We start from the raw sequence: 26,126 nt of genomic DNA, 5'->3' as shown, positions 1-26,126 counted from the left end.
AAATGTTAACGTGTGCATAAATACAGCAGGAGGCGGACAGCTTGCGGCAGATACATTCAATATCCTGAAAAAGTCCTTCAGTTCGGTGAAGGCCATTTCTTGCGGGCTTTATCAGTCCGGCAGATCGATCAATTGAATCAATTGACGGACTTTAACGAGAAGCATAGCCGCCGTACAGCCGAGAGGCTCTGAGAAAATCAAATATTAAAATGAGCAGGACGGTATTTACGCTTCTTTTGCAGGGAATAAAGGACGGGAAACCGGCTGTAGAACTCATGATTGTCAAATCCATCAGCCGCGGCATTGATCTTTTATCTGATTATGATTCATTTAAACGGCTGGCAGCACATTGCATTGGAAGAGGCTTTATACATCATTCAAGCGGCAAGCGCAGAATTCACCAATAATAAAAAATGATTTCCGGGAGCTTGCGATTTTTAAGTCCGGTGTGACGTTATAAGAGAAAAGGCGATCCGTGAAAGGGTTGCTTTTTTATTTTGGAAATGAATTGTGAAAGTGGGATGTGCGAAAATGCAGGCAGAGGAAAAATGTTACTGCATACTTGATTAAGTTATAATTTGGAATGACGCTGTAAAGAGCAATCAAAACGGAATGGTTTTTAATAGCGACATTTTTTCTGCTGCAATAAACCTCGTAACGTTTCATTTCTGGTAATGAAAATGTCCGGTCGCAATCGTCTTATCTTTTTCCCAGACTAATAGGCATATTTGAAAAAATAGAATGTAAATGGAGGGTGATTTGACATGGATCAGGTTATTTTTGGGATTTCAATGCTCGCTTTAGGAGTTACACTGGTGACATTTTTCGGAATGATTTTGAATGACGGATTAAGAGGAGTATTAAACTTCTCAAGAAAACCCGTAAAATTTATGACCGGATCATTTCTGGTATACATTGTCGCGTTTGCTGTTTATATTTTAATAAGTGTAAGGTGATATCGAAAAATAAAAAAGCGTTCCTGTAAAGGACGCTTTTTTTATATTAATTTTATTCCGCTGATCAAAATAATCGCCGCCATCACAAACTGCAGCGGGCGCGGAGAGAATTTCGGCGAAAAGAAGCTGCCGAGGAGCACACCCGGTACGGAGCCGAGCAGAAGATTCAATACGAGCAGGTAATCGACGCTGCCGAAGCTTGCGTTTAACAGACCTGCGGCCGTTACGAGCAAAAAGGCATGTGCGATATCCGTTCCCACTACTTCTGCAGTTTTCATTCTGAACAGGTACAGCATGGCGATCGCGAATAATGAGCCGGACCCGATAGATGTCAGGCCGACGATGAAACCGAAAATGACGCCGATCAGTATCATAAGTGTCCGTTTTTCTTCAAGCGTTTTTTGCTGCCAGCGGTTCGGCCGCAGTTTTTTATCGAAAAAAAGGCGGGCGATAATGGAAATGGCGACAAGAGTCAGCACGTAGCCGAGCGCCTGTTTGATAATCTGCTCCTGATGCTGGTGAAAAGCGGGAAACAGGTGAAGAATGCCGATGGCGGCTGTTGCGCTGGGAATACTTCCGAGCGCCAAGTAGCCGACAAGTTTAAAATGAACGGTGCGCTGCTTCCAATGAGAAACGACACCGAACAGTTTGGTGATGGAGTTATATAAAAGGTCCGTGCCGACGGCAATTGACGGGTTGATTCCCAAAACGATCAGTAAAGGAGTCAAAAGCGCCGCTCCTCCCACACCCGTCAATCCGACCAGCGTTCCGACAATGAACCCCATAAACACAATGCTTACAGTCATCTGTGTGCCCCCTGAATAATCCTACTATTTTTATCAGATTATATATGATTAAGGGGCGATTATCAATTAAATTTTCGGAAAATTTTATACAGAACAAAAAAATCCGCCGGCCTGCTGTTATTTCGCAGACCGGCGGATGGCCGGATTATGATTTTTGCTGATAAAACGGAAGTTCCGTGTGGCCCATTTCTCTTACATACACGAAAAGATTGCCTTTATGATGAATTTCATGTTCCATCGCAAGCTGAAGGAGAGCGGAGCCGGTAATTTTTCTGCCGAAAGAGGCAGTCAGGTCAATTTCGCGGTTCAGCTGCTCTTCAGTCAGCTGTGACAGGATGTCTGTCGTTTTTTCAGTACATGCTTCCGCCAGTTTGACGAGGTCTGTTTCCGCTTCTTCTTTCGGCTTGTTCTGGATGGCTGATCCGTCTCCGTCTTTAATGACGTTTGCAAACATGAGAAAAGAATAAACGATGTGTTTTACAAGTTCCTGAGCGGACATTGATGTCTCTGCCGGCTTGTAATCGTAATGTTCGCGGCTGATTTTTTCCGCCAGCTCAATCGTCACGTTTCGATGTGACAGAAAGTGGCTGACCAATTGATTTTGTGCTGTCATGTGAAAACCCCCATTTGATCAAGAATTAAAATGATGCAAGGATATGCTATATCAACGGCACGGAAGAAACAAGCAATAAGCTCTTGATGAAGATAAATCGTTGCGGATTTCCGAAATTCGACAATTGCGGTCTTTTTGCGTTCTTCTTTTTCTAGCAAATATGATAAAATATGACATATCTCGGTCATTCCAAAAGGGGGGATTAATTGAGGATGAAGCAGACTATTCCGTCCTCTTTTGTCGGGCTCAAAATTAATGAATGGTATACCCATATCCGGCAGTTTCACGTCCTTGAGGCGGAGCGCGTCAAACGTGAAGTAGAGAGAGAGATCGAGGATATGGAAGAAGATCAGGATCTGCTGCTGTATTATTCATTAATGGAATTCAGACACCGCGTCATGCTGGATTACATTAAGCCCTTAAAGGAGGACCCTTCTCAGCCTGAGTTTTCAGAATTATTGGAAGACATTGAAGGCAGCCAGTATAAGCTGACAGGACTGCTTGATTACTATTTTAATTTTTTTCGAGGAATGTATGAATTTAAACAGAAAATGTTCCTAAACGCCATGATGTATTACAAACGGGCTGAAAAAAACCTTGCACTCGTTTCTGATGACATCGAGAAAGCTGAGTTTGCTTTTAAAATGGCCGAGATATTTTACAACCTGAAACAAACCTACGTCTCCATGAGTTATGCCGTACAAGCCCTTGAAACGTACCAATCGTATGAGACGTACAACGTCCGCAGAATCCAATGTGAATTCGTTATTGCAGGGAATTATGATGACATGCAGTATCCAGAAAGAGCATTGCCCCACTTAGAACTTGCTTTAGATCTTGCGAAACAAGAAGGCAATCCCCGTCTTATTAGTTCAGCCTTATATAATCTCGGAAACTGCTATGAAAAAATGGGAGACCTCTCTAAAGCAGCCGAATATTTTGAGACATCTGTTTCCATTTGCAAGTCAGAAAAGTTCGATAATCTTCCGCATTCTATTTACTCATTAACACAGGTCCTTTATAAACAGAACACCACTGCCGAAGCAGAGAAGCAATACCGCCTCGGGCTTAGTATCGCCCGCGAATACAATGATGAATTGTTTGTCAAGCTGTTTCAGTTTTTACATGCGTTATATGGCAAGATGGATAACGCATGCGTCAGGCATACCTTTGAGTTTCTGGAGGAACACATGCTGTATCCGTATGTTGAAGAATTGGCGCATGACGCTGCCAAATTTTACATGGAGCATGGACAGCCTGGAAAAGCGCTCACGTTTTATGAAAAAATGGTGCACGCCCAAAAACAAATCCAGAGAGGAGATTGTCTATATGAAATCTAAACTGTTGTCAGGATTGCTGCTTGTTGCTGTCGGGTTCAGCTTTACACAGGGAATCGGCCATGAAAGCCATTTGGAAAACCAAGCGGACGGCACATTTCATATTGCCGCGCGCAACCAAACATAAGTAAAGACCCTTCTTAGGAAGGGTCTTTTTTTTGCCTAAGCACAAATATTCCACTTTTATCCGATTGCGGGGTCTATATACTCAAGGCGTCTGTCCTACGAATGCCACCTATTTATGAAAAAGGCATAAGGAGAGATGAAGAGTGGGGATTGAAGTGAAAAAACGGCTCGTATCGGCTGATAAATATGCGTTAAAATGTCCGAATCCAATGACGCCGGAGTATATTACCATCCATAACACGGCAAACGACGCATCCGCCGCCAATGAAATCAGCTATATGACGGGGAACAGCGAATCAACGAGCTATCATTTTGCAGTCGATGACAAAGAAGTGATTCAGGGCATTCCGCTGGACCGGAATGCCTGGCATTCGGGAGACGGCACAAACGGCACCGGAAACCGGAAGTCGATTGCAATAGAAATCTGTTACAGCAAGTCAGGCGGCGAACGGTACAGAGCCGCAGAAGAACTGGCGATTGAGTTTGCCGCTCAGCTTCTGAAGGAGCGGGGCTGGGGGATTGACAGAATCAGAAAGCACCAGGACTGGAACGGAAAGTACTGCCCGCACCGCATTTTGTCTGAAGGCCGCTGGGATGAAGTGAAGGCGAAAATTGAAAAGAAATTAAGCGGCAGTACGCCTGCAAAAAAGGCTGCCGTTTCTCCGTCGGTATCTGAATACCATGTGAAAAAAGGCGACACCTTGTCGGAGATTGCCGCATCACACGGTGTCAGTGTAAAATTGCTGCAAAGCTTAAACCATATCACCGACCCGAATCACATTACAGTCGGACAGGTGATCAAGCTGTCTCAGACGGGATCTTCCTCGAAAAGTCAGGCTGCGTCTTCCTATCCGCTCCCGTCCGGAGTGATTAAAGTGACAAACCCGCTGACGAAAGGGACAAACGTGAAACAAGTGCAAAACGCTTTATCCGCCCTTTATTTTTATCCTGATAAAGGCGCAAAACATCACGGGGTTGACGGCGTTTACGGTCCGAAAACGGCAAATGCCGTAAAACGTTTTCAATCCGTCAGCGGATTAACGGCAGACGGAATTTACGGCCCGAAAACGAAGGCAAAAATCGAGGAAAGGCTGTAATCAATAAAACGGAAGCTTTCCGGGCTTCCGTTTTTCTTACATACAAACTGCGGCAAGAGCCTTTTGAATATCATAAATGCTTTCATCTTTTTTAAACTGCTTTGAGACAGCGGGAATTTCCGCGCCGGAAATCCAAATTTTCAGCTCTGAATCTAAGTCAAAGCGGCCGGCGGTTTCTACGCTGAATCTGGAAATGCTTTTGTACGGAATGGATTGAATCTCTGTTTTCTTACCCGTAAGCCCCTGTTTATCAACAAGAATAAGACGCTTATCCGTAAAGACAATGATATCGCGGACGAGTTTAAACGCGGCGTTGACATTCTCACCTTCCAGCAGAATACGGGCCAGTTCTTCTTTTGCTTCAGCCGTCGATATTGTCGACGCGTTACCCAGCAATCTATTGATAAACCCCATGATAGATCCCCCCTGATACGTATTCTTTCAAATCATACTATAAAAAGGTTTTCATTCCTAGACGAGTAGAGTAAACTGGTGCTGACTGAAAAAGGAGAGCATGTTAAACATGAAAGATCGATATGACAGTTTCGCAGCTCTTTCCGCTGCTGAATCGGAATACAGAATTATCTATGAAGAAAATGAGGGAAGTGAACATATCGTCCTCGCTCCCCACGGCGGCAGAATTGAGCCCGGTGTCAGTGAACTGGTGCGGGCATTTTCTGACCAAAGCTCAATTTACTTATTTGAAGGCACAAAGCAATGCGGCAATCGCTCCCTCCACTTGACAAGCACACGCTTTGATGAACCGCTGGCTTTAGAAAAAGTGACCGCTCATCATTATGCATTGGCTTTTCATGGGTACCATGATCGGGAAACGGCAAATACGCTCGTCGGGGGCGCGGATCTGGAAAAGGCCAGACTGATTTGTGATCTGCTGCGTGAAGCGGGTTTTAGCGCCGAGCTGACGGACATGAACGACCGGCTGGCAGGTGTAAACCCCGGGAACATTGTGAATCGGACAAAAAGGAAAATGGGGCTGCAATTGGAAGTAAGCACGGCACAGAGAAACGTGCTGTTCAGCAATTTTGGCTGCAGGGGAGAAGAATACACGCCAACGGATCTGTTTTTTCGGTATGTAGATGCCGTCAAACTCGGTTTTTATGATAAATGAACAGGGTTCACTGGGTCTGTGGGGAGCAAGAAGTGCTTGGCTGGCAGCACGGTGAGAACAGCTTCATAATGCAAAAACCTTTCCTCCGATGTCAAAATGATGACATTCTGCCGGCTGCGTTTTCAGCCGGCAGAGAATCGCTAGTTTTCAATAAAATACGGCGATTTTTCTTCAGCGGCATGCAAGTGTGTCTGCCTGCCTTCGTAATACACATTCGGCCGCTTGTCGGATAGCAGACAAGTGAGCCGCTTCTGAAATTGAATACCTGCTTTACGCCGTTCAAACAGCTCAAGCCTTTTTTCCGCAAATGATGCCGTCACCCGGAAAGCGGCTGCGATTAAAATAACGGCGTGGTTCCTCCGCTGAGGAAGCTCCATGTTTAACAGCATAAAGGTCGGTACACAGAAGTGGTACATAAAATGGTTGGCCTGGAATTCCTGCAGTTCCCTGAACAGCTTGTTCATGTGGAAATGGTTCCCGGTATGCTTCAGCACATGGCACAGTTCGTGTGCAAAATCCTCCCATTGCTCCTCAGGTGACTTTTTTTGGTTCAGGACGATGCTGTACATGCCGTCCCGCTTCAGCATCATGCTGTGCGTATCTTCAAAATGAATCCAAATGTCAAGCTCCTTGGCAATCGTTTGCATATCAATATGGAGGGGGGCGGTCATTCCCATGCGGCAATATAAGTTTTTGACGTATTCCTCAAGATGTGTTAAAAAATCGCCCAATTGAATACACCCTTTCGAACATATGTTCTTTTTTAGCGAGAAAGAAAAGCCCTGATCGGACTTTGAATCAATTCCCTTTTCTTTCAAAAATAAACATTCAGATATTATATCGGCTGAACGTTAAGCATTTTAAGGAAAAGAGCGAATTATTTATGTTTCGGCCTGCGGTTTTTCTCTTTTTCTTTTAAATAATTAATGAATTCAATGGCCTGCTGTTTGCTTTCCGGTGAAAAGTCCTGCATGTCCCGATATGCGATCTGCAGGTCGGGATCGGCAAACATGTCTTCATCTGAAGGTTCTTTTCCGGTTAACAAATAATCCGTCGACACTTTGAAATAATCCGCAAGCTTTTGCAGCGTTTCATAATCGGGTTCAGATCGGCCGTTTTCATAATGAGAATATCTGGCGCGCGAGACACCGATATGATTTGCGACTTCTTCCTGCGTTTTTTTTCCTCTGAGACTTTTCAATCTTCCGCCTATCATCCGAACGACCTCTCTTTTTTCAACACCCTAAGTTACTTATCATTATAGATACAAAATGTATCAAAATAAAGCGATGATAAAAAAAGTATCAAAAAGGTCTTGATGATACGAAAGGTATCGTTTATAATCAACATCATAGGGATACGAAAAGTATCGAAATATGATAAGAAATTGATCAGGAGGGTGAGAGATGCATCCGATTATCATCCGTTTCAGCAGCAATCCGGCTGACCAAAGAAGTTTAGGAAAAGCAGGCGGGTCGATATCTTTTACCGCTTGCGGACTTCCGGTGTTCCGATTTGATAACCGATTGCAGTATGAACACTATATAAGTTTGAAGAAAAACGGAGATGTCCGTTATGAATCGTAAAAGCTACCCGTTTTTTATCTATTCCGGATTATTAAATTCTGAACATTATGACAAAATAGGTTCCGCTTTATGGCTGTTTTTATGGTTCATCAGTTCAACGACAAAGGAACACGTAAAAGACGGCGTCAAGTGGGGGCTTGTCCTCGGACATAAGCCAGTAAAAGCAAGAGAAATGGCCGATGTATTCGCAGTCAGTGAAAAAACCGTCAGGCGGTGGCTCGAGAGCTTGGAACAGCATGAATATATCAAAACCGTCCGCGCGCCTTACGGACTTATCATCTCCGTAAAACACTCGAAAAGATTCACGCAAAAAGGGACATTGCCCCGCCCGGAAGCAACTGACCGGACAATATCGGCAGATCACCGGGACAAAAATGTCCAGAGAGAAATAGATATAACAAAAAATCATACTGCTGAAGAAGCGATTACCGAAATTGCCGCCCAATTTATCAGATTAAGGTCTGCACAGGAGGGGCGGAGCGTATACCCGTCGCCAAGAGTTTATCAGGCCATCGCCCGTATTGTTTCCCTCGGTGCGTCAGCACAAGAAGCAATCAAATGGCTCGGCGAATGCTTTACCGCTTTTGAACAGCGGCGCACCTCTTCAGCTGAAACGATCAAGGCTTTCAGCTATTGCGCTAAGTTTATGGAAGACCGCTTGAATGCACGAATTGCGGGAAGGACAATCACAACAAAAAAAGAGAGGAATACGATACATGACAAAACGAACGATCGAGCAGATACTGGCCGACCTGAAAAACGGAAAACGTCCATTACTGGCGGACAGACCGGAAGAATCAGACGAAAGCCGCTTTGACTGTCCGCTCTGTAAAGATCAGGGCGGTTATCTCGAAAAACAGCTGGGAATGGATGTGTGGGTCAAGTGCCGCTGCGCCGCGGAACGAAAAGCAGAGCGCATCCTCAGCGCAAGTGAGATTACAGGCGCTTTTCGGAAGCTGGATTTCAAAGGATTTATTACGCAGGGCAAGCCTCAGGCGATCGTTGACGCATATGAATGCGCCCTTGAATTTGCTGACAACTTCGACAAGATTAAAAACTGCCGGAAAAACAGCATTGCCCTATTAGGGCGTCCGGGATCGGGGAAAACCCACCTTCTGACTGCTCTCAGCAATCATGTCATGAGACAGAAGCAGACACCGGTGCTGTATTTTCCTTTTGTGGAGGGATTTACAGATTTAAAAAATGATTTTGATCTGCTCGATACAAAACTGACCCGTATGAAACGGGCGGATGTGCTCTTTATTGACGATCTGTTCAAACCGCTGAACGGAAAACCCCGGGCGACCGATTGGCAGATTGAACAAATGTACGCCGTCGTGAATTACCGCTATTTAAATCATAAACCGCTTCTTATCTCGAGTGAGCTGGCGTGTGACGAGCTGGTGCAGGTTGATGAAGCATTGGGCACAAGAATGTATGAGATGTGCAGCGATTATTTAGTCATCATTAATGGAAACCCATACGAAGTCAACCACAGATTAGAGGGGGCGAGATAATGTGTAAACTGTGCGGGCCAAAGAGGGTCGTTGTGACGGAAACAAGTTTCGGCGCTGTCTTTCACCCTTGCCCGAACTGCAAAACAGGAACAGATTTAACGCCGGTCATTAAACGTCTTGAGCGAATGGTTCAAGACGCAAAAGCGAGGCTTGATGCACGTGTATAAATATATCAAATGGCTTTTTTGCCTGCTGTTCAGGGCGAAACGGATCGAAAAGCAAATTGAAGCATGGCATGAGGCTGATGGAAAGTGAGGATAAACATTGCAAGTAAACAACAGCCCCGCTCCATGGCGGGCCGTACACAGCGGAGAAGAAAAACCCATTTACATTTATTCTGCTTACAGCGAAGCGGAAAAAGAGAAATTTCCTTATTCAAACGGAAGGCTTATCGCGGCCGTTTTCAACTTAAGTTCATACTCACAGCGGATCAACGCGGCAATGATGGCGAAAGCCCCGGAACTTTTTGAGGCGGCCGAAACGGCTCTCCGCCTGCTCCGGGGAGAAAGTGCTGAAGAAAAAGAAGCATTCATAAATAATCTCGAAAGCCTCATACATGAAGTAAATATCCTGAAAAAGACGGAGGGCGTAAAACATGAATCCTAAAAAACTGTCAGACATTGAACATACAACATTAAAAAGCCAGCTGGAAGAAGGCAAGGTGCGGGTGATTATTGTAGACGGGCTGAAGAATGAAGCCTGGCTCGCAGAGGCGCCGGAGCACGGCAAAACGCTTGTCGAAACGAGAAAAGGCGATCTGGCCCGTGTCGAATATGAAATCGGCTTTAAATTGAATTAATCGAGAAAACAGAATACGTCCAAGACGGAAAGCCTGCGGACACTGATCAATCGCGCATATGCTGCGCATTGGTTGGTGTCCTTTTTTTGTCCGAAAAAGAGGAGGATCTATGATGGAAGACTTACTATTTGAATATAAACGCACGCTGAAAGAGACGAAAAAATGGTACAAGCAGCTGGGGGAAGCCGATGAATCGGCTCTGACTTCAGAAGAACTGAAAGATAAAAAAATCATCAGAACGATCATTACAGATTTGGAATATGTCACCGAATGGCTTGAAAAAGGCCGGCAGCCCGGCATAAGAAGAGCAATAGACCGCAGAGACGCTTATCAAAGGATGCTGATTAAAGATCCTAGAATCATAGATACCTATTCACAGGCGCTGATGTTCGAACCTTCCGGGAATGTGACTGAAGATGACAGAATCAGATTGCGGGAAGCATTAGCCGTTTTAACGGAAAGAGAAAAAGAAATACTGCTGCTCCACAAAGCGGAATGCTTTTCATATGAACGGATCGCCGCATTGCTGAATGTAAAAAAATCAACCGTACAGACGACGGTCAAACGGGCGCTTCTAAAAATTCAAAAACAGCAGGAACAAAGAAATCAGTCGCCTGCTTAAAATGTTGTCATACGTTTGCCACTTAGAAGTGAACAGACGATTACAAAAAGCGGCCCGAAAGAAGCCGCTTTTTATTATAGACATCCATGTCGGAGGTGGCGGTGATGCCGTAGCATGAAAAACGCAAAAAGAGAACAGGCATTTACAATCTATCAGTCTCATAAAGGCCGCATCACAAATCGCGCCCTTGCCGGCAAATCAGGCGTATCCGCAAGAACGATCGGCAGATGGAAAAAAGAAGGGCGCTGGGACGAGGCGCTCGATAAGAACGCGGAAAGCGGCGGAAAAATCGCCCCGGCCGAAAGTGATGAGTTAAACGAACGGCAGCGGCTGTTTTGTCTTTATTATGTGAAAAGCTTTAATGCCACCCAATCTGCGATAAAAGCCGGGTATTCACCGGAAAGCGCGCATGTCACGGGAAGCAGGCTGTTAAAAAACGAAAAAGTCGCCAAAGAAATCAGCCGCATGAAAAAGGAAATGGTCAATAAAGTGTTTGTCGAAGCGATGGACGTTCTTCAAGTCTATGTGAAAATCGCTTTTGCCGACATTACCGATTATGTAACCTTCGGAAAAAAAGAGGTTCAGGCCTTCGGAAAATCAGGGCCGCTCTTTGACGAAAATGATAATCCGATTATGCAGGAGATCAGCTACGTTGACGTTAAAGATTCGAATCTGCTGGACGGAACGATCGTCACGGAGGCAAAACTCGGGAAAGAAGGCATTGCAATCAAACTTGCCGACAAAATGAAGGCTCTTGAAAAGCTGTCGTTGTACTTTGACCTTTTCCCCGATCAATTTAAACAAAAAATTGAAAATGAAAAATTAAAGCTGGCGCAGCAGAAGCTGGAAAAAACAGAAGACAGCCAAAAGCCGATTGACATTGTCATTACGCGGAAAGAGGAACGGCCATGATTGAAAAAGCGGTCAACCCGCGCTTTGAAGATTATTTATTCAATTGGAATGAAACGTACCAATTTCTCGTCGGAGGCTATGGGTCGTCAAAAAGCTATCATACCGCGCTGAAAATCATCTTGAAGCTGCTTCGTGAAAAGCGGACGGCGCTTGTGGTGCGGGAAGTTTTCGATACGCACAGAGATTCTACCTTTGCCTTGTTTGAGGACATTATCGAGGAGCTTGAGCTGGGACATGCCGTAAAGGCCGTGTCTTCACCGATGCAGCTGAGATTTTCAAACGGAAGCCGGATTATGTTTAAGGGGATGAACAACCCGGCCAAATTGAAATCTATTCATCATATTTCTCTGATTTGGATTGAAGAATGCTCAGAAGTGAAATATGAAGGCTTTAAGGAGCTGATCGGCCGTCTGCGCCATCCCGAGCTTTCGCTTCATATGATATGCACCACAAATCCCGTCGGCACTTCCAATTGGACGTACCGGCATTTTTTTCGTGATGAGCAAAAAAAACGGTTCGTTTTGGATGATCAGATGCTGTATGAAAAAGGCACCGTCGTTAAGGGAGATACGTATTACCATCATTCCACAGCGTGCGACAATCTTTTTTTGCCGAAAAGCTATATTAAGCAGCTGGACAGCTTACGGCAATACGATCCCGATTTGTACCGGATCGCCCGCAAAGGACAGTTCGGCGTGAACGGCATCCGTGTATTTCCGCAATTTCAGGTCCTGGAGCACAACGAAGTCACAGAGAGGATTGCCGCCATCAGGCGCCCTCTGTTTCGGACGGGCATGGATTTCGGTTTTGAAGAGTCATACAATGCGGTCATCCGGCTTGCCGTCGATCCCGATCAAAAAGAGCTTTATATTTTCTGGGAGTATTACAAAAACAAAATGACCGATGACCAGACAGCTGAAGAGCTTCAGGAATTGGCGGATCAAAAAGAGCTGATCAAAGCGGATTCGGCCGAGCCGAAAAGCATCCAATATTTCCGCAGGCAGGGCTTTTGCATGGTCGCGGCCAAAAAATTTCCCGGCTCAAGGCTCCAGTATACGAAAAAGCTGAAACGGTTCAGACACATCTATTGCTCAGACAGCTGTGAAAATACGATCCGCGAATTGCAGAACTTAACATATGCGAAAAACAAAAACGGCGCTCTGTCGGAAGATGAGTTTTCAATTGATCCCCACACACTTTCAGCCATTTGGTACGCGCTGGATGATTATGACGCGGCGGATCTGAAAGAGTCATCGCAAAAACGGATGCGTCCGAATCGGGAAAGGAGGAGGTAAACGTTGCCCAACAATCAAAACGTTAGAGCCACCGTCATTAAATCAAAAATGGCCGCGCCGCAGGCAAGGCAGATGCACGAAGATCAATTTGCCGATCTGTACGGAGAAGATATCATTTCACCGCCCTATAATCTGATCGAGCTGAAAACGATCGCTGAATATTCGACCATTCTTCAGCAGTGCATCGACGCATACCGGGTCAATATTACGGGTTTTGGATTCGATGTGGAATATACCTTTGACGTAAATAGTTCAGATTGCTCCCCGGGCAAAAAGGCGCGGGCCGAAAAAAACTGGATGAAGCTGGAGAGCTTTTACAAATGTCTTCATTTTGATGAATCAGCTGAGACGATCCTTGGATATGTGATAGAAGACCGTGAAAAAACAGGCAACGGTTTTCTCGAGGTGCTCCGGGACGGGCTGGGAAAACCGGCGGGGATTGAATATCTGGATGTAAAGCATATGCGGGTATGCGGTGTGACTGATCCTGTTGAGGTCACGTTTTCCTATGAAGAAAACGGCGCATCCAAAACGATTAAAAGGCAAAAACGGTTCCGTAAATATGTTCAGATGCTGAACGGACGGAAAGTGTTTTTCAAGGAATACGGCGATCCCCGCATGATGGACATGAGAACCGGCGAATACGTAAAAACCCTGCCTGAAAAGTTCAGGGCAAATGAAGCCGTTCACTTGAAAATCGGAAGCGGAACGTACGGTATTCCGCGCTGGGTCGGCAATATCGTCAATCTGTACGGCGCCCGGAAAGCGGAAGAACTGAATTTTATGTATTTCAAACAGGGCCGTCACGTGCCGGCCGCCATTACGGTTGAAAACGGCATGCTGTCAGAAGCGTCGTACAAAGAGCTACACGATTATATGAATGACCTTGAAGGGGTGGAAAACGCCCACAAATTTCTGCTGATTGAGGCGGAAGGCATTGCGAAGGAAAAAGACCTTCACGGAGGCGAAGACATTACGCCTGTGTCTGTGGAAATTAAATCACTTGCGGAAATTCTGCAGGAGGATGCGCTGTTTCTTGAATATGACGACAAAAGCAGAAATAAACTCCGCTCCGCGTTTCGTCTCCCGCCGCTTTATACGGGCGAGGCGCAGGAATACAACAAAGCCACAGCCGATACGGCACGCAAAATTACGGAGGAGCAGGTGTTTCAGCCGGAGCGGAAAACGCTGATTAATAAGCTCAATACGTTATTTTTGCCTGAATTGGGGCTTCACGATGTACAGCTCACTTTAAAAGGGCCTGATTTTCGCGATCCGCTTGAAATTGCGAAGGTGCTTACACCATTTATCTCCGCCGGTGCCGTTTCTCCTAATGATCTCCGTGATCTGGCCGGAAGAGTGCTCGGCAAAACGCTTGAGGAATGGCCGGAAGAGTACTACAGCCGGCCGGTGCTGAAAGGGAAAAAAGAGCAATCCTGAAAGGGGGTGAAAACATCTCGTGCCGAGAGAATTAAGAAATGCTGTCATCAGTTTTGTGAGCTATGTCGATAAAGCGGCGAACCAAACGGAATTTTTTTTCACAAAAGCAGCCGGCCTTCCGTCATTTGAAAAAAAGGTGCAGGTGTTTACAAAAAGCGAACCCGATGAGCAGAAGCTTGTCTACGGCATCGTTTACGAGCCGGATGTCCCGGATGCCCATGGCGATTATATGACGGCCGAAGAGATTGAAAAGGCCGCTCACGGTTTTTTGGCGGACGCCCGCAACATTGATACAAATCATAATTTTGAAGGCGGAACCGGCGAGGTGGTGGAGTCGTACGTCGCCCCGGATGACTTTGAAATCGGGAATGCTGTGATCCGGAAAGGATCTTGGGTGCTTGTCACCAAAGCCTCCGATGAAGTATGGGATCAGATTAAAGCAGGTGTCATTACAGGCTACAGCATGGCGGGAACCGCTGATGTTTACGAGGAGCCGGCGGAAAAGCAAGCCGGATTAATCGGCGCGGTCAAGCAATTTCTCGACCGTGACCGCAAATCAAGATACCGCAAGGGAGAGGACTTGAACAAGATGAGAAAAGATGATTTAAGAGAATCGATTGAACACGCGCTGCACCCGCTCTTAAAGCGGCTTGACAGTATGGAGCAAAATACGGAAGACAAAGACGGGGCGCCTGCACAGTCTGATGAAGAAAAACTGAAAACGCTTGTCGAGGACATGCTGGCGCCGATTATTAAACGCATCGAAGCGCTTGAAAAAGCAAGAGGCGCTTCAAAGCAGCCGGAAGAAGAGACGGGCGGCCAAGAACCTGTTAAAAAATCCATTTGGAGCGGACTGCTTTAAGCCCAGTCAGAAGGAGGAACTGTTAGTGAGAAATCAAGATATCATCAGAAAGGCGGAAATGTCACTTTCCGCTTTAAAAAGCGGCGGTTTAATGAATCCCGCACAAGCTTCAGCATTTATCCGCATGGTGCAGAACACGCCGACCATTTTCAGCGAATCACGTGTGATTCAAATGGAAAACGACTCGCAGAAATTTGAAAAAATCGGTTTCGGCCAGCGTATTCTGCGTGCCGCTGAGGAAGGAAAAGCCTTAACGGACGATCAGCTGACCGTCCCGGCAACAAGTACGGTGCAGCTGAATACGAAAGAAGTCATTGCGGAAATTAACATCACCTATGACACGCTTGAAAACAACATTGAAAAAGACGGTCTGCAGCAGACAATCATGCAGATTTTAGCGGAGCGGGCGGCAGTCGATATTGAAGAGCTTGTCGTAAACGGCGATACATCTTCTTCTGATCCGTATTTGGCACAGCTTGACGGAATCCGTAAACAGACTGTGTCTCACGTCATCGACGGAAACGGGGAAGAGCTGTCCAGGGCTACATTTAAAAAAGGTTTAAAAGCCATTCCGGCAAAATATTTACGCCTGCCTCAGGAATTCAGATTTTACACGTCTCAAGGCATGGAGATTGAATGGAAAGACCGTGTGGCTGACCGTCAGACCAATCTGGGGGATCTTGCGGTGCAGGGCGGTTTATCCTCAGCATTCGGCGTTCCGGTCAAGGGGGTTTCCAATCTGCAGCCGTACTCAGTCGGAGAAGGTGATTCCCAGTACGATGCGTCTGACATCATTTTGACTCATCCGAAAAATATCATTCTCGGTTTTTCACGGAATATCCGAATCGAAGTAGATAAAGATATCCGCAGCCGAAAATTTATTATCGTACTGACGGCTAAACTTGACAGCAAATTTGAAGAAGAAGATGCAAGCGCCAAAATCGTAAACGTTAAAGAATAAGCCGGGGGTGGCAGTTATGTTAATTCAGCCGTCTGACGTTGTCTCATATTCAATTTATGATGAAGTCAAAAACAGGCCGGAGCCGCTGCTTATACAGGACATTCTGGAGGCGGAAGCGGAAGCGGCCAGAATGGCGGGGCACTCGTTCACTGATCCTGTTTACTCACCGCTTCCCGAGAAGGTTAAGCTTGCGTTATTAAAGCTTTCTCAATATTTTGTGTTGATCAATCAGAATGAAGCCGCCGCTTCCGCCTATCAATCTGAAAAGATAGGCGACTATTCCTATACAGTGTCGGGGGAAGGCGGAATCCGAAAACCGGCGGTATACCATCTGCTCTGTGAATATATCGCGCCGGGCTATTCCCCGGTTTCTATAAGCGCTAAGGTGAGACCGTTATGAGCTATGAACGGCTGCTCACTGACAGATGCGATATTTATCATGAGACGGTGTCAGTTCCGAAGGCCGGGCGCTTCGGCATTCCCGCTGAAAAGCTCCAGCCTGTTTTTTCTTATCCGGACGTTCCCGACGCTGAAGACGTGCCGTGCCTGTTTGTTGAAAAACAGCAGCGGCTTATTCAGCTTGCGCCTGATCATAAAGTATATCAGCGGTTTCTCGTTCATTTTCCGAAAGAGGCTGCAGTGCGTGTTAATGACAAAATCATTTGGGAAGGACAGGCGTATATTCTGGAAATGCCGAAGAAAGCAAGACAGCACCATTGGGAGGCCATCGCTGTGAGAGATGACAGACTATGAGCATAAAGAGCCTGGAAAAATGGAATCGGTCGCTGCAAAAGGCATCATCCGGAGAATTTGCCCGTCAGGCTGGCCGATGGCTGGAACAATCAGGGGAGGATTTTCTCGACCTGGTACGGGAGGAGCTTATGCATTCGGGAGGGATTGATACAGAAAACCTGCTGTCTTCCTTCCGAAAAGGAGCGCAGGATCATGTATGGATCATTGAAAACGGGGGACTGACCCTTGAAATCGGCACCAATGTAGAGTATGCCTCATTCATAAATGACGGACATTGGACCGTCTCAGATGAAAATGTCAGATGGGTGCCCGGGTATTTTCAAGGCTCCCGGTTCATCTATGATCCGTCAGCTTCAACGGGAATGGCCCTTAAAAAACAGTGGATCAGCGGGAATGGGTTTTGGGACAAAGCCCTTCTTATGTATGAAACAATCTTCGCCGGTTCGCTGGACAAGCGCTTCAATCAGTGGCTCAACACGTTAGGGGGGAGATAACGGATGAATCGCGAGACCGGTTCAATCGCCGCTTATTTGTATCAGCAGTGCGGCGTGCCCGTATATGAAAATGAACTGCCTGAACAATTTCAGGTGCCGTCCCTTTACATCCCGCCCCCGTATGTTTTTGACGAGAATGACACAGTCTCCACCTTTAAGAAGACATACAGTCTGAATGTGAAGCTGTTTCATGCTGACTCGGTGCAGGCGCTCTCTGCAGCCGACCGGATTGCTGATGCGGTGAGAGAATCAAGACAGATCATTCCGCTGCTTACGGAATCAGGAGAGGATACGGGTGATTTCGTCCGCATCAGCCGTATCGAAACAAGAGTCGGAGACAAAGGCGAGGCAGTGATCACCATCCGCTGGACGAGCCGCTACTACTATCAGAAACAAACATCTCCCGCACTGCGGGATGTGGACATTAACAGCGGGGTGAAACAAAAGTGAAAGAACATAAAAAGAAAAATGCCGCAACGGCAGAAAGAGCGGTTCTTTTTGACACGGTGGATTTAACAAAGCACGCGAAGGAGCTTTTCGGCGTAAAACCTGAGATTCTCCAGGGGGCTTTATTCGGCGTGAAGCAGAAACAAATGACAAAAGCGCAAGCCCAGACTTACATTCAAGCATTTTTAACCAAGGAGGTCATGCAATAATGAACGGCGGAACATTTACGCAAGGAAAAGAAAAAGAACGTGCCGGGATCTATTTTAACTTTAAGACAACTGCCCAGGAGCGGGTCACAATCGGTGAACGGGGGATTGTCGCCCTTCCCGTCGCATCTAACTGGGGGGAAGCGAAAACATTCGTCTCTATTTCAAGCATTGAAGATTTGAATAAAAAAGTAGGGCTCAGTATTGAAGATCCGTCACTGATTCTGCTGCGCGAGGCGAAAAAGAATGCAAAAACCGTTTTGATGTACCGTCTGACAGAGGGAATCAGAGCGAGCGCCGATCTTTCGCAAGGTGTAAAAGCAACCGCTTTGTACGGCGGTTCAAAAGGAAATGACATCATCATCCGCATCAGTGAGAACGTCCTTGACCAGACTGCTTTCGATGTGACCACATACATGGATGAAGCGGAAGTTGACAAACAAACGGTGAAAAAGGCCGAGGAGTTAAAAGCGAACGGCTATGTCACATTCACGGGAACGGGCGAGCTGTCGGCTTCTATCCCGCTGACAGGCACTGACGAAGAGTCCGGAGAAACGTTAAATCCTCAGGCAGGCATCCGTCTTGCGGGAGGAACTGATAAAGCGCCGGTCAACTCAGACTATACGGATTTTTTAGCTGCGGCTGAAACGGAGAATTTCGATGTCATCGCTCTTCCTGTCGCGGATAACGATCAGCTGAAAGCGACATTTGCCGCATTCATTAAACGCCTTCGCGATGCGCAGGGACAGAAAGTGCAAGGGGTGACTGCCCATTACAACGGAGATTACGAAGGTATCATCAATGTGACTGAGGGCGTCCTGCTTGAAGACGGAACCGAAATTAAAGCTGAAGATGCGACCGCGTGGGTGGCAGGTGCAAGTGCCGCCGCTGCATTTAACCAATCCTTAACTTTCGTTGAATACGAAGGCGCGGTCGATGTGCTGCATCGCCTGACTCATGATGAAGTGATCGAACGCCTTGCCAAAGGTGAATTCCTTTTCTCTTATGACGCCCGTGATAAGTCAGTCAGCGTTGAAAAAGATATCAACTCATTGGTGACATTTACGGCAGAGAAAAACAAAAAGTTCGCGAAAAACAAAATCGTCCGTGTGCTTGATGCGGTGAATAACGATTTGACACGTGAACTGAAAGCCTTAATTAAATCGAAAAAAGGCACCGGAAGCGATCTTCCTGCGACAAACGACGGCCTTCAATTCGTCAAAACGATGATTATTCAATATTTGACAACGCTTCAGGATGCGGGCGGCATCGCTAACTTTGATTCAGATAAAGACATTACAATCGGCCTTAATGAAGACCGCGACGGCTTTTTAATTGATCTCGCCGTGCAGCCTGTGGATGCAGCAGAAAAATTCTACTTTAATGTGGAGGTAAACTAAGATGGCATTAAAAGCGCAAAATACAATTTCAGGAAAAGAAGGCCGTTTATTTCTCGATGGAGAAGAGATGGCGCATATTAAAACATTTGAAGCAAACGTAGAAAAAAATAAATCAGAAGTAAACATCATGGGACGCCGCATGACGGGGCATAAAACCACTGGCGCCAACGGAACGGGCACGGCGACGTTCTATAAAGTCACATCCAAATTCGCCGTGCTTATGATGGATTACGTGAAAAAAGGCAGCGACCCGTATTTTACGCTGCAAGCCGTTCTTGACGACAAATCATCAGGCCGCGGAACAGAACGCGTCACCCTGTATGACGTCAACTTTGATTCTGCAAAAATCGCCGGACTGGACGTAGACTCAGAGGCGCTTGAAGAAGAAGTGCCGTTTACCTTTGAAGATTTCGATGTGCCGGAAAAGCTTTCTGAAACGTTTTAATCAAAATCAGTATGAATGAAACAGGCCTTGTACAGGCCTGTTTTTTATAAAAAAAAGAGTAAGGGAGTTTTCATCATGAGCGAAAAAAACGAACAAGTATATGATCTGTCATTCTTTATGCCGGGTAAAACAGTCGAGGCTGAGGAGATCCGCGTTCCGCTTTCAAAGCGTTTTGTCGATAAAAAAGGAAACATCGTGCCTTTTATTTTTAAAGCCATTACGACGGAACGCATTGATGAACTGGAAAAGGAAAGCACGACTTATAAAAATGTAAAAGGCAGAGGCCGCGTAAAAGACTTAGACAGCCAGCGTTTTTATGCGCGGATCGCAGTTGAATCTACGATTTACCCTGATTTCCGGTCTAAGGAGCTCCGTGATGCCTACAAAACGGCAGATCCGGTCGAAGTCGCAAAACGCGTTCTTTCAGTCGGCGGCGAATATGCAAATTGGCTGAATAAAGCGATTGAGATCAATGGTTTTGAAGATGAATTAGAAGATCTGGAGCAAGAAGCAAAAAACTGATAAAAGATGGGAATAAGGAAGCCGTGTATCTTTATTACGCGATGCACGAGCTTCATTATTCTCCATCAGAACTGAAAGAGTTATATGAAGCACCGAGGCATTTTAAGGCGCTGCTGTACGGTTTAATCGGTTACAAGCTGGACATTCTTGAAAAACAAGCGAAGAAAGGGGGAGCGACATCATGGCAAAGCTGACCGCCCGTTTTGAATTGGAAGATCGGGTTTCAAAGAAAATAAGGAAAATCCAAAATGGCTTCAGAGCGCTTGAGAAATACAGAAAAATGACAAAACGCCAAAGTGAAATTGATATACGCAAAGAGAGTAAATCTGTTTTAAGAACAATTGACCGCATTCAGCGCTCTATGAAAAGAAAGCTGGGCGCACAAACGATCTCTATTTCAGCTGAAGACGGAGCCAGTGCCGTCATTCAAAAGGTGCAAGCCCAATTAGCGGGTCTGCCTGCGTCTTTAACCATTAAAATAGGAGCAAAAGACAGCGCGACAGCGGCATTTGACAGATTGCGGAATCTGGCTGCGGGTTTCAAAGGATTTACCGTTTCACTGTATGCGTCAGACGAAGTGACCCCTGCCATGGAACGCATCAAACGCTACATGCAATCTGCGTTAAAAAACGGGTACTCCGTCACTATACGCGTCATAGATCATGTCATGAAAACAGTCGGCCGAATTTCAGCGGGCATTGATTCGCTGACGGGAAAAAACAATGTCATTCAATTATCGTTAAACGAAAAGGTGACAGCACAGCTGGCTGCAATGCAAAAGAATATGCCGGAATTCGGAAAAGCTTCTGCATCTGCTGCTCCTGCTTCGCCGAAAACCGATTTTTCAATGCTTGATTCCGTTGCAGACACCTTCATGAAAAAAGTCAATGACATCGCATCCAAGTTCTATCCGGAAACGATTATCGCGGAACTGGACAAATTCGCCGCAAACTTTATGAAAAAGGCAGACGAAATCGCAAGCAAATTCAGTCCGGAAACGATTTTAACAGAGCTGGACAAGTTCACGACGTCATTCATGGGAAAAGTGGACGAAATCGCGAGCAAATTCAGTCCGGAAACGATTTTAGCGGAGCTGGACAAGTTCACGACATCATTCATGGGAAAAGTGGACGAGATCGCAAGCAAATTCAGCCCGGAGACAATTTTAAGCGAACTGGACAAGTTTACGACGTCATTCATGGGAAAAGTGGACGAGATCGCAAGCAAATTCAGCCCGGAGACAATTTTAAGCGAACTGGACAAGTTTACGACGTCATTCATGGGAAAAGTGGATGAAATCGCAAGCAAATTCAGTCCGGAAACGATTTTAGCGGAGCTGGACAAGTTCACGACGTCATTCATGGGAAAAGTGGACGAGATCGCAAGCAAATTCAGTCCGGAAACGATTTTAGCGGAGCTGGATAAGTTCACGACGTCATTCATGGGAAAAGTGGATGAAATCGCAAGCAAATTCAGTCCGGCAACAATATTAGCCGAACTGGACAAGTTCACGACGTCATTCATGGGAAAAGTGGACGAGATCGCAAGCAAATTCAGCCCGGCAACGATTTTAACCGAACTGGATAAATTTGCTGATTCGTTTATGAAAAAGGTAGACGGAATCGTGAGTAAATTCAGTCCGGAAGCCATATTGAAAGAACTGGATAAATTCACTGATTCATTTATGAAAAAGGTAGATGACGTTGTCAGCAAATTTAGTCCGGAAGCCATATTGAAAGAGCTGGATCATTTTACTGATTCGTTTATGAAGAAAGTCGACGACGTTGTCGGTAAATTCAGTCCTGATAAGCTAATCGACCGCGCCGAACAATTTGTAAATGACACGATCGACCGAATTTCTGAGAAATTCGATTTTCTCAATCCGGATAAGATTCTGGAAAAAGTGGAGCAGTTTACATCCTCACTGTTCGGAGGCATTGATAAAAAGTTCGGCAAGTTCAGTCCTGATGCGATCATCGAGAAAGCTGAGGCATTTGTTGATAAAATTGTCGGCAAGATTGCAAAGAAATTTGAGAAATTCAGCCCGGACAAAATCATCGAAAAAGCCGGGGAATTAATAGAAAAAATATTCGCAGGCATCGCCGAAAAATTAGGCAAACTCAATATCGGCGGATTATTAGGCGGCGGCACGAAAAAAGAAAAGAGTAAGGGCGGCCTTTCTGCCGGCGGCGCCAACGGCCCGAAGCGTCCTGATCTGACAAAGGGTTCACAGCGCACGGCAACAGCGCCAAAATCTTCAGGAAAGTCAGCCAAAAAAACCGGCGGGGCTTTTGGGGGATGCTGCTGCTGTACCGGAGTGACAATGGGCAAAAGCAGTAAAGTCGAAGGGCGAAATAAATCTTCGAAAACAGGCTCCTCTGTAAAGGAAAGCAAACAGGCATCTGTAAACACGCCGAAAACAAAAGGGGCAGGTAAAGGAATCGGCGCATTTTTGAAAGACTTGGGAGGTTCAAAGGCGCTGAAAGGCGGTATGAAAGGGTTGAAAGGTGCCGCTAAAGGAATTCCAGGCATAGGTGAATTGTTGTCACTTACTGATTTAGCCGGCATCAATAAAGATAATGCAGGGGAGAAAGTCGGCTCGGCGGGAGGCGGTCTTGCCGGCGCAGCGGCCGGCGCGGCAATAGGCAGCGTTGTTCCCGGAGTGGGCACATTAATTGGCGGCGCGGTAGGCGGCATCGCCGGCAGTTTAGGCGGTTCCAGCTTAGGAGAGGCCTTTGATTCAGGGGCTCTGAAAGACACGTGGAATGATATTTCCGAAGCGGCACAAAGTGCTTGGACAACAATACAAGATACTTGGGGAAGCGTTTCATCATGGTTCATGGAGAATGTGTGGACGCCGGTTTCAACGGCAGTAGTCGGAGTGGCGACAAGCATTTGGTCAAATATCGTGAATGCGTGGACGACGATTCAAGGGATTTTCGGCACGGTGTCATCCTGGTTCATGGAGAATGTATGGACGCCGGTTTCAACGGCAGTAGTCGGAGTGGCGACAAGCATTTGGTCAAATATCGTGAATGCGTGGACGACGATTCAAGGTGTCTTCAGTACAGTATCCGGCTGGTTTATGAGCACTGTCTGGGAGCCCGTAAAATCGGCTGTAGTCGGAGTAGCGACGTCCATTTGGAGTAAGATCACAGGAGCTTGGGATAAAATTAAATCTGTTTTCAGTACGGTATCCGGCTGGTTCATGGATATAGTCTGGAACCCGGTGAAAAACATGGTGGAAAAAGTCGGAAAAGGAATATCAGACGCTTTCACGACTGCTTTAGATACTGTAAAGGATATATGGAAAGGGTTAAGCGGCTGGTTTGAGAAAAATATAAAAGAACCTCTTGTAAAAGTGGGAACAGCCATATCAGATGCTTTTTCTGCAGCATTCGACTGGGTGAAAAAGATTTGGGATAAAACCGGAGGCAAATTGATTTCAGGCGTAATGGACTTCGTCACAGGCGGCGGAGATAAAAAGAAAAAAACGGACAAAAACGCCACAGGCGGCTTCATTACAAAGCCGACCATTTCGTGGATCGGTGAAGCCGGTAAAGAATTTGTTATTCCCGTTGACAACAACCGCGGCCGCGGGAAAATGCTGCTTTCACAAGCTGCGTCTAAGCTTGGCATGCGTGTCGTCGACGATATGGGAGCGGCTTCGGCTCAGTCTTCCGCTGCACCGGCGGGAGCGGGCGGTGTTTCTTCTTCGGCGTCTGTATCAGCCTATGCGTCTATGGATGCTTCCGGATTTGCCGGGACGGCTTCATCACTCGGCAAACAGTTTACAGAAGGCTTTGACAGCGGGATCAGCAATAAAGCAGTGGATATGGACGGCTGGAAAGAGAAAAACATCGGTACGCCGTTTAACGCCCTCATTTCGTCTTCGCCCGATTACGGAAAGCAAGTCGTTGCGGGCTATGCGAAAGGTCAGAATACGTCACAGACGGGCACCGATTCGTTTTTAAAAACAAAGGTGAAAACACCTTATCAATCGGCGGTCAATCAATCGTCCTCCTGGGGCACCGCTACAGTTAAAGGATTTTCGGCCGGACAGAATGCAAAAGATACGGGAACCGCACAATACGTGAGCACACACATCAATAAACCGTTTGTGCAATCAAGAGATTCTGCGAACGGCTGGGGGTCAGGCCTGATCGGACACTTCGTATCAGGGATGAATGCGAAGGGAAGCGAAGTCAAACAGGCGGCCAAAGATTTGGCCAAAAAAGTCGAGGACGCATTCAGGGAAGAGCTTGATATTCACTCTCCTTCCCGTGTCATGATGAGTCTCGGACGCTTTGCTTCAGTCGGCGTCGTCAAAGGGCTCAGCTCAGTTGACGTGAAAAAATACGCCGAAAAACAGGCAGGCTCGCTTGCAGCGGCCTTTTCCGGCATGGGTGCAGCGGGAGGAAGCGTCAAAGAGTGGCTATTGGCCGCAATGAAAGCGACCAATACTCCGATCAGCTGGCTTCCCGGATTAATGACGATCGCACAGAATGAATCAGGAGGCAACCCTAATTCCATTAACTTATGGGACAGCAACGCCAAAGCCGGACACCCGTCACAGGGCTTAATGCAGACAATTCCGAGCACTTTTGAATCTCACAAAGCGCCGGGAATGAATGATATCAGAAATCCAATCCACAACGCCGCTGCCGCCATCGGCTATATTAAAAGCAGATACGGCTCGATCAACAATGTGCCGGGGATTAAGAGTATGGCGCACGGCGGCCCATACGTCGGTTATGCCAACGGAGGTCTGATTACGAAGGAGCAGATCGCCCGTGTCGGCGAAGGGAACAAACGGGAGTGGATCATCCCTGAAGAACGGGGCATCCGCGGCCGTTATCTGCTTCAAAAAGCGGCTCAAGCGCTCGGCATGGAAGTGTCCGATCCGTCCCAGACGGAACCCGCGGCGCTTTCAGCCGGCACGGTTTCCGCAGCTGTTAAAGGCGGCGGACAAACCATGCAAAAAACGGGAACAAAAGAGATCAAAATCGAATTCAGCGGCGATCAGCATTTCCATAACGGACAGGACGCCGACAGCCTCGCTGCCAAAATCAAACAGGCGCTGATTGATGAACTGCAAAAAGACATTTATACCGGAGCAAAGGGGGCCGTTGCTTTTGACTAAATCTGTTTACGAATTTTGGCTGTCACAGGGGAAGGACAAGCTCCGGCTTCCCGTTCTCCCTGAAGCGATTGATATCGCAAACAGCGTGCAGAATGATTCCGTGAAAGTCACGGGTCTTGGAGAGGTGACGTTTATTGAAGAACCGGGAGCGAAAGAAATTTCGTTCTCTTCTTTTTTTCCGAAACGATACACCCCGATTGCCGAATATCAAAGCATCCCTTCGCCGGAAAAAGCCATTTCAGCTATTGAAACATGGATGAAAGCGAAAAAACCCGTTCAGTTTTTGATTACAGGAACAAAAATCAATGTTACATGCAGTATTGAAAGTTTCAATTACAGCGAAGGTGACAATGAAATCGGCGACCGGAATTTTGATATCGTACTGAAAGAATATAAAACCGCTTCGCCAAGAAAAATCAAACAAAAGAAAAAAACGAAAGCGAAGCGCCCATCCAAAGCTTCACCCAAAACATATACCGTCAAAAAAGGGGATACGCTTTGGGACATCGCCGGCAAGTTTTACGGAAACCACACGGAGTGGCGGAAAATCTGGAACGCGAATAAAACCGCCATGATTAAGCGGAGCAAACGGAATATCCGGCAGCCGGGGCATTGGATCTTCCCGGGGCAGAAGCTGAAGATACCGCAATGAAACGGG

At 46.5% G+C, this 26,126-nt stretch carries 34 protein-coding genes and 1 pseudogene; 30 read left to right on the top strand and 5 right to left on the bottom strand.

What is annotated here, in order from left to right:
* Nucleotides 1-12 precede the first annotated feature (12 nt).
* From ACH32G_RS03140 to ACH32G_RS03130, 3 genes and pseudogenes are all read left to right on the top strand, one after another.
* Nucleotides 13-347 (top strand): annotated as a pseudogene (locus ACH32G_RS03140) (tagaturonate reductase); the annotation flags it as partial.
* The gene (locus ACH32G_RS03135; RefSeq protein WP_448814294.1) at nucleotides 280-417 is read left to right on the top strand and encodes a hypothetical protein; all 138 of its coding nucleotides are present in this window, start codon (nucleotides 280-282) and stop codon (nucleotides 415-417) included. The pseudogene ACH32G_RS03140 and the gene ACH32G_RS03135, both read left to right, overlap by 68 nt.
* 347 nt (nucleotides 418-764) lie before the next feature.
* Nucleotides 765-956, top strand: a complete 192-nt coding sequence (locus tag ACH32G_RS03130) for a hypothetical protein (RefSeq protein WP_064778311.1) — start codon at nucleotides 765-767, stop codon at nucleotides 954-956.
* Between the two features lie 41 nt (nucleotides 957-997).
* On the opposite strand, the gene ACH32G_RS03125 is transcribed toward ACH32G_RS03130, so the two are convergent.
* Together ACH32G_RS03125 and ACH32G_RS03120 are read right to left on the bottom strand one after the other, a co-directional pair.
* The gene (locus tag ACH32G_RS03125) at nucleotides 998-1,762 is read right to left on the bottom strand and encodes a sulfite exporter TauE/SafE family protein (RefSeq protein WP_047475431.1); all 765 of its coding nucleotides are present in this window, start codon (nucleotides 1,760-1,762) and stop codon (nucleotides 998-1,000) included.
* Between the two features lie 145 nt (nucleotides 1,763-1,907).
* On the bottom strand, nucleotides 1,908-2,375 hold the full coding sequence (locus ACH32G_RS03120; RefSeq protein ID WP_016936470.1) for a DinB family protein: 468 nt from the start codon (nucleotides 2,373-2,375) through the stop codon (nucleotides 1,908-1,910).
* A gap of 206 nt (nucleotides 2,376-2,581) precedes the next feature.
* Here ACH32G_RS03120 and ACH32G_RS03115 point away from each other — a divergent pair, with 206 nt between their 5' ends.
* The 3 genes from ACH32G_RS03115 (at nucleotide 2,582) to ACH32G_RS03105 (ending at nucleotide 4,935) form a co-directional block, all read left to right on the top strand.
* A complete protein-coding gene (locus ACH32G_RS03115; RefSeq protein ID WP_448813986.1) occupies nucleotides 2,582-3,715 on the top strand; it encodes a response regulator aspartate phosphatase in 1,134 nt (377 codons plus the stop codon).
* On the top strand, nucleotides 3,705-3,839 hold the full coding sequence (locus ACH32G_RS03110; protein WP_016936467.1) for a PhrA family phosphatase inhibitor: 135 nt from the start codon (nucleotides 3,705-3,707) through the stop codon (nucleotides 3,837-3,839). Before ACH32G_RS03115 ends, ACH32G_RS03110 begins: the two co-directional genes overlap by 11 nt.
* Before the next feature lie 142 nt (nucleotides 3,840-3,981).
* Nucleotides 3,982-4,935 (top strand): N-acetylmuramoyl-L-alanine amidase, encoded by a 954-nt coding sequence (locus ACH32G_RS03105; RefSeq protein WP_448813985.1) that lies wholly within the window; start codon nucleotides 3,982-3,984, stop codon nucleotides 4,933-4,935.
* Between the two features lie 36 nt (nucleotides 4,936-4,971).
* Here ACH32G_RS03105 and ACH32G_RS03100 read toward each other — a convergent pair whose 3' ends face one another.
* Complete coding sequence (locus tag ACH32G_RS03100) at nucleotides 4,972-5,349, bottom strand: PH domain-containing protein (RefSeq protein ID WP_016936465.1); 378 nt, start codon at nucleotides 5,347-5,349, stop codon at nucleotides 4,972-4,974.
* A gap of 109 nt (nucleotides 5,350-5,458) precedes the next feature.
* On the opposite strand from ACH32G_RS03100, the gene ACH32G_RS03095 reads away from it, so the two are divergent.
* Entirely contained in the window at nucleotides 5,459-6,064 is a 606-nt protein-coding gene (locus ACH32G_RS03095; RefSeq protein ID WP_016936464.1) for a poly-gamma-glutamate hydrolase family protein, read from the top strand.
* Between the two features lie 140 nt (nucleotides 6,065-6,204).
* Here ACH32G_RS03095 and ACH32G_RS03090 read toward each other — a convergent pair whose 3' ends face one another.
* Nucleotides 6,205-6,795 carry an ImmA/IrrE family metallo-endopeptidase gene (locus ACH32G_RS03090; RefSeq protein ID WP_045925396.1) on the bottom strand — a complete coding sequence of 197 codons (591 nt, stop codon included), beginning with the start codon at nucleotides 6,793-6,795 and terminating at the stop codon, nucleotides 6,205-6,207.
* Between the two features lie 146 nt (nucleotides 6,796-6,941).
* On the bottom strand, nucleotides 6,942-7,280 hold the full coding sequence (gene xre, locus ACH32G_RS03085; protein ID WP_016936462.1) for an HTH-type transcriptional regulator Xre: 339 nt from the start codon (nucleotides 7,278-7,280) through the stop codon (nucleotides 6,942-6,944).
* Nucleotides 7,281-7,470: 190 nt separating this feature from the next.
* On the opposite strand from xre, the gene ACH32G_RS03080 reads away from it, so the two are divergent.
* The 23 genes from ACH32G_RS03080 (at nucleotide 7,471) to ACH32G_RS02970 (ending at nucleotide 26,120) form a co-directional block, all read left to right on the top strand.
* Complete coding sequence (locus tag ACH32G_RS03080) at nucleotides 7,471-7,650, top strand: hypothetical protein (RefSeq protein ID WP_047475424.1); 180 nt, start codon at nucleotides 7,471-7,473, stop codon at nucleotides 7,648-7,650.
* Nucleotides 7,640-8,467: a phage portal protein gene (locus ACH32G_RS03075; protein ID WP_448813984.1), complete on the top strand. Its 828-nt coding sequence runs from the start codon at nucleotides 7,640-7,642 to the stop codon at nucleotides 8,465-8,467. The genes ACH32G_RS03080 and ACH32G_RS03075 overlap by 11 nt, the downstream gene beginning before the upstream one ends.
* Nucleotides 8,367-9,167 carry an ATP-binding protein gene (locus tag ACH32G_RS03070; RefSeq protein ID WP_016936459.1) on the top strand — a complete coding sequence of 267 codons (801 nt, stop codon included), beginning with the start codon at nucleotides 8,367-8,369 and terminating at the stop codon, nucleotides 9,165-9,167. The genes ACH32G_RS03075 and ACH32G_RS03070 overlap by 101 nt, the downstream gene beginning before the upstream one ends.
* Entirely contained in the window at nucleotides 9,167-9,334 is a 168-nt protein-coding gene (locus ACH32G_RS03065; RefSeq protein ID WP_095240868.1) for a hypothetical protein, read from the top strand. Before ACH32G_RS03070 ends, ACH32G_RS03065 begins: the two co-directional genes overlap by 1 nt.
* Before the next feature lie 97 nt (nucleotides 9,335-9,431).
* Entirely contained in the window at nucleotides 9,432-9,773 is a 342-nt protein-coding gene (locus tag ACH32G_RS03060) for a hypothetical protein (RefSeq protein ID WP_045925400.1), read from the top strand.
* On the top strand, nucleotides 9,763-9,966 hold the full coding sequence (locus ACH32G_RS03055; protein ID WP_045925401.1) for an XtrA/YqaO family protein: 204 nt from the start codon (nucleotides 9,763-9,765) through the stop codon (nucleotides 9,964-9,966). Before ACH32G_RS03060 ends, ACH32G_RS03055 begins: the two co-directional genes overlap by 11 nt.
* 112 nt (nucleotides 9,967-10,078) lie before the next feature.
* Complete coding sequence (locus ACH32G_RS03050) at nucleotides 10,079-10,588, top strand: sigma-70 family RNA polymerase sigma factor (protein ID WP_415272666.1); 510 nt, start codon at nucleotides 10,079-10,081, stop codon at nucleotides 10,586-10,588.
* A gap of 114 nt (nucleotides 10,589-10,702) precedes the next feature.
* Nucleotides 10,703-11,500, top strand: coding sequence for a terminase small subunit (locus tag ACH32G_RS03045; protein ID WP_264820012.1), 798 nt, complete (start codon nucleotides 10,703-10,705; stop codon nucleotides 11,498-11,500).
* Nucleotides 11,497-12,795: a PBSX family phage terminase large subunit gene (locus ACH32G_RS03040; RefSeq protein WP_448813983.1), complete on the top strand. Its 1,299-nt coding sequence runs from the start codon at nucleotides 11,497-11,499 to the stop codon at nucleotides 12,793-12,795. Before ACH32G_RS03045 ends, ACH32G_RS03040 begins: the two co-directional genes overlap by 4 nt.
* A gap of 48 nt (nucleotides 12,796-12,843) precedes the next feature.
* A complete protein-coding gene (locus ACH32G_RS03035) occupies nucleotides 12,844-14,235 on the top strand; it encodes a phage portal protein (RefSeq protein ID WP_448814275.1) in 1,392 nt (463 codons plus the stop codon).
* Between the two features lie 19 nt (nucleotides 14,236-14,254).
* Nucleotides 14,255-15,097 (top strand): XkdF-like putative serine protease domain-containing protein, encoded by an 843-nt coding sequence (locus ACH32G_RS03030; RefSeq protein ID WP_045925725.1) that lies wholly within the window; start codon nucleotides 14,255-14,257, stop codon nucleotides 15,095-15,097.
* A gap of 25 nt (nucleotides 15,098-15,122) precedes the next feature.
* A complete protein-coding gene (locus ACH32G_RS03025; RefSeq protein WP_007407274.1) occupies nucleotides 15,123-16,058 on the top strand; it encodes a phage major capsid protein in 936 nt (311 codons plus the stop codon).
* A gap of 16 nt (nucleotides 16,059-16,074) precedes the next feature.
* Nucleotides 16,075-16,458: a protein YqbG gene (yqbG, locus tag ACH32G_RS03020; RefSeq protein WP_448813982.1), complete on the top strand. Its 384-nt coding sequence runs from the start codon at nucleotides 16,075-16,077 to the stop codon at nucleotides 16,456-16,458.
* On the top strand, nucleotides 16,455-16,811 hold the full coding sequence (locus ACH32G_RS03015) for a DUF3599 family protein (protein ID WP_448813981.1): 357 nt from the start codon (nucleotides 16,455-16,457) through the stop codon (nucleotides 16,809-16,811). The genes yqbG and ACH32G_RS03015 overlap by 4 nt, the downstream gene beginning before the upstream one ends.
* Nucleotides 16,808-17,305, top strand: a complete 498-nt coding sequence (locus tag ACH32G_RS03010; RefSeq protein ID WP_047475414.1) for an HK97 gp10 family phage protein — start codon at nucleotides 16,808-16,810, stop codon at nucleotides 17,303-17,305. The genes ACH32G_RS03015 and ACH32G_RS03010 overlap by 4 nt, the downstream gene beginning before the upstream one ends.
* A gap of 3 nt (nucleotides 17,306-17,308) precedes the next feature.
* Complete coding sequence (locus ACH32G_RS03005) at nucleotides 17,309-17,755, top strand: hypothetical protein (protein ID WP_047475413.1); 447 nt, start codon at nucleotides 17,309-17,311, stop codon at nucleotides 17,753-17,755.
* Nucleotides 17,752-17,961: a hypothetical protein gene (locus ACH32G_RS03000; protein ID WP_448813980.1), complete on the top strand. Its 210-nt coding sequence runs from the start codon at nucleotides 17,752-17,754 to the stop codon at nucleotides 17,959-17,961. Before ACH32G_RS03005 ends, ACH32G_RS03000 begins: the two co-directional genes overlap by 4 nt.
* Nucleotides 17,961-19,358, top strand: a complete 1,398-nt coding sequence (locus tag ACH32G_RS02995; protein ID WP_448813979.1) for a phage tail sheath family protein — start codon at nucleotides 17,961-17,963, stop codon at nucleotides 19,356-19,358. Before ACH32G_RS03000 ends, ACH32G_RS02995 begins: the two co-directional genes overlap by 1 nt.
* Nucleotide 19,359: 1 nt before the next feature.
* Nucleotides 19,360-19,803 carry a phage tail tube protein gene (locus ACH32G_RS02990; protein ID WP_003154837.1) on the top strand — a complete coding sequence of 148 codons (444 nt, stop codon included), beginning with the start codon at nucleotides 19,360-19,362 and terminating at the stop codon, nucleotides 19,801-19,803.
* Nucleotides 19,804-19,878: 75 nt separating this feature from the next.
* Nucleotides 19,879-20,325, top strand: a complete 447-nt coding sequence (locus tag ACH32G_RS02985) for a phage tail assembly chaperone (RefSeq protein WP_003154836.1) — start codon at nucleotides 19,879-19,881, stop codon at nucleotides 20,323-20,325.
* Between the two features lie 41 nt (nucleotides 20,326-20,366).
* Nucleotides 20,367-20,519, top strand: coding sequence for a hypothetical protein (locus ACH32G_RS02980; RefSeq protein ID WP_015239684.1), 153 nt, complete (start codon nucleotides 20,367-20,369; stop codon nucleotides 20,517-20,519).
* Complete coding sequence (locus ACH32G_RS02975; protein ID WP_448813978.1) at nucleotides 20,507-25,468, top strand: transglycosylase SLT domain-containing protein; 4,962 nt, start codon at nucleotides 20,507-20,509, stop codon at nucleotides 25,466-25,468. The genes ACH32G_RS02980 and ACH32G_RS02975 overlap by 13 nt, the downstream gene beginning before the upstream one ends.
* Nucleotides 25,461-26,120 (top strand): LysM peptidoglycan-binding domain-containing protein, encoded by a 660-nt coding sequence (locus tag ACH32G_RS02970; protein ID WP_016936442.1) that lies wholly within the window; start codon nucleotides 25,461-25,463, stop codon nucleotides 26,118-26,120. The genes ACH32G_RS02975 and ACH32G_RS02970 overlap by 8 nt, the downstream gene beginning before the upstream one ends.
* Nucleotides 26,121-26,126: the final 6 nt, after the last annotated feature.

It is taken from the genome of Bacillus sp. CIS52 (assembly GCF_053545315.1).
This window is presented reverse-complemented; position numbering and strand designations above follow the sequence as displayed.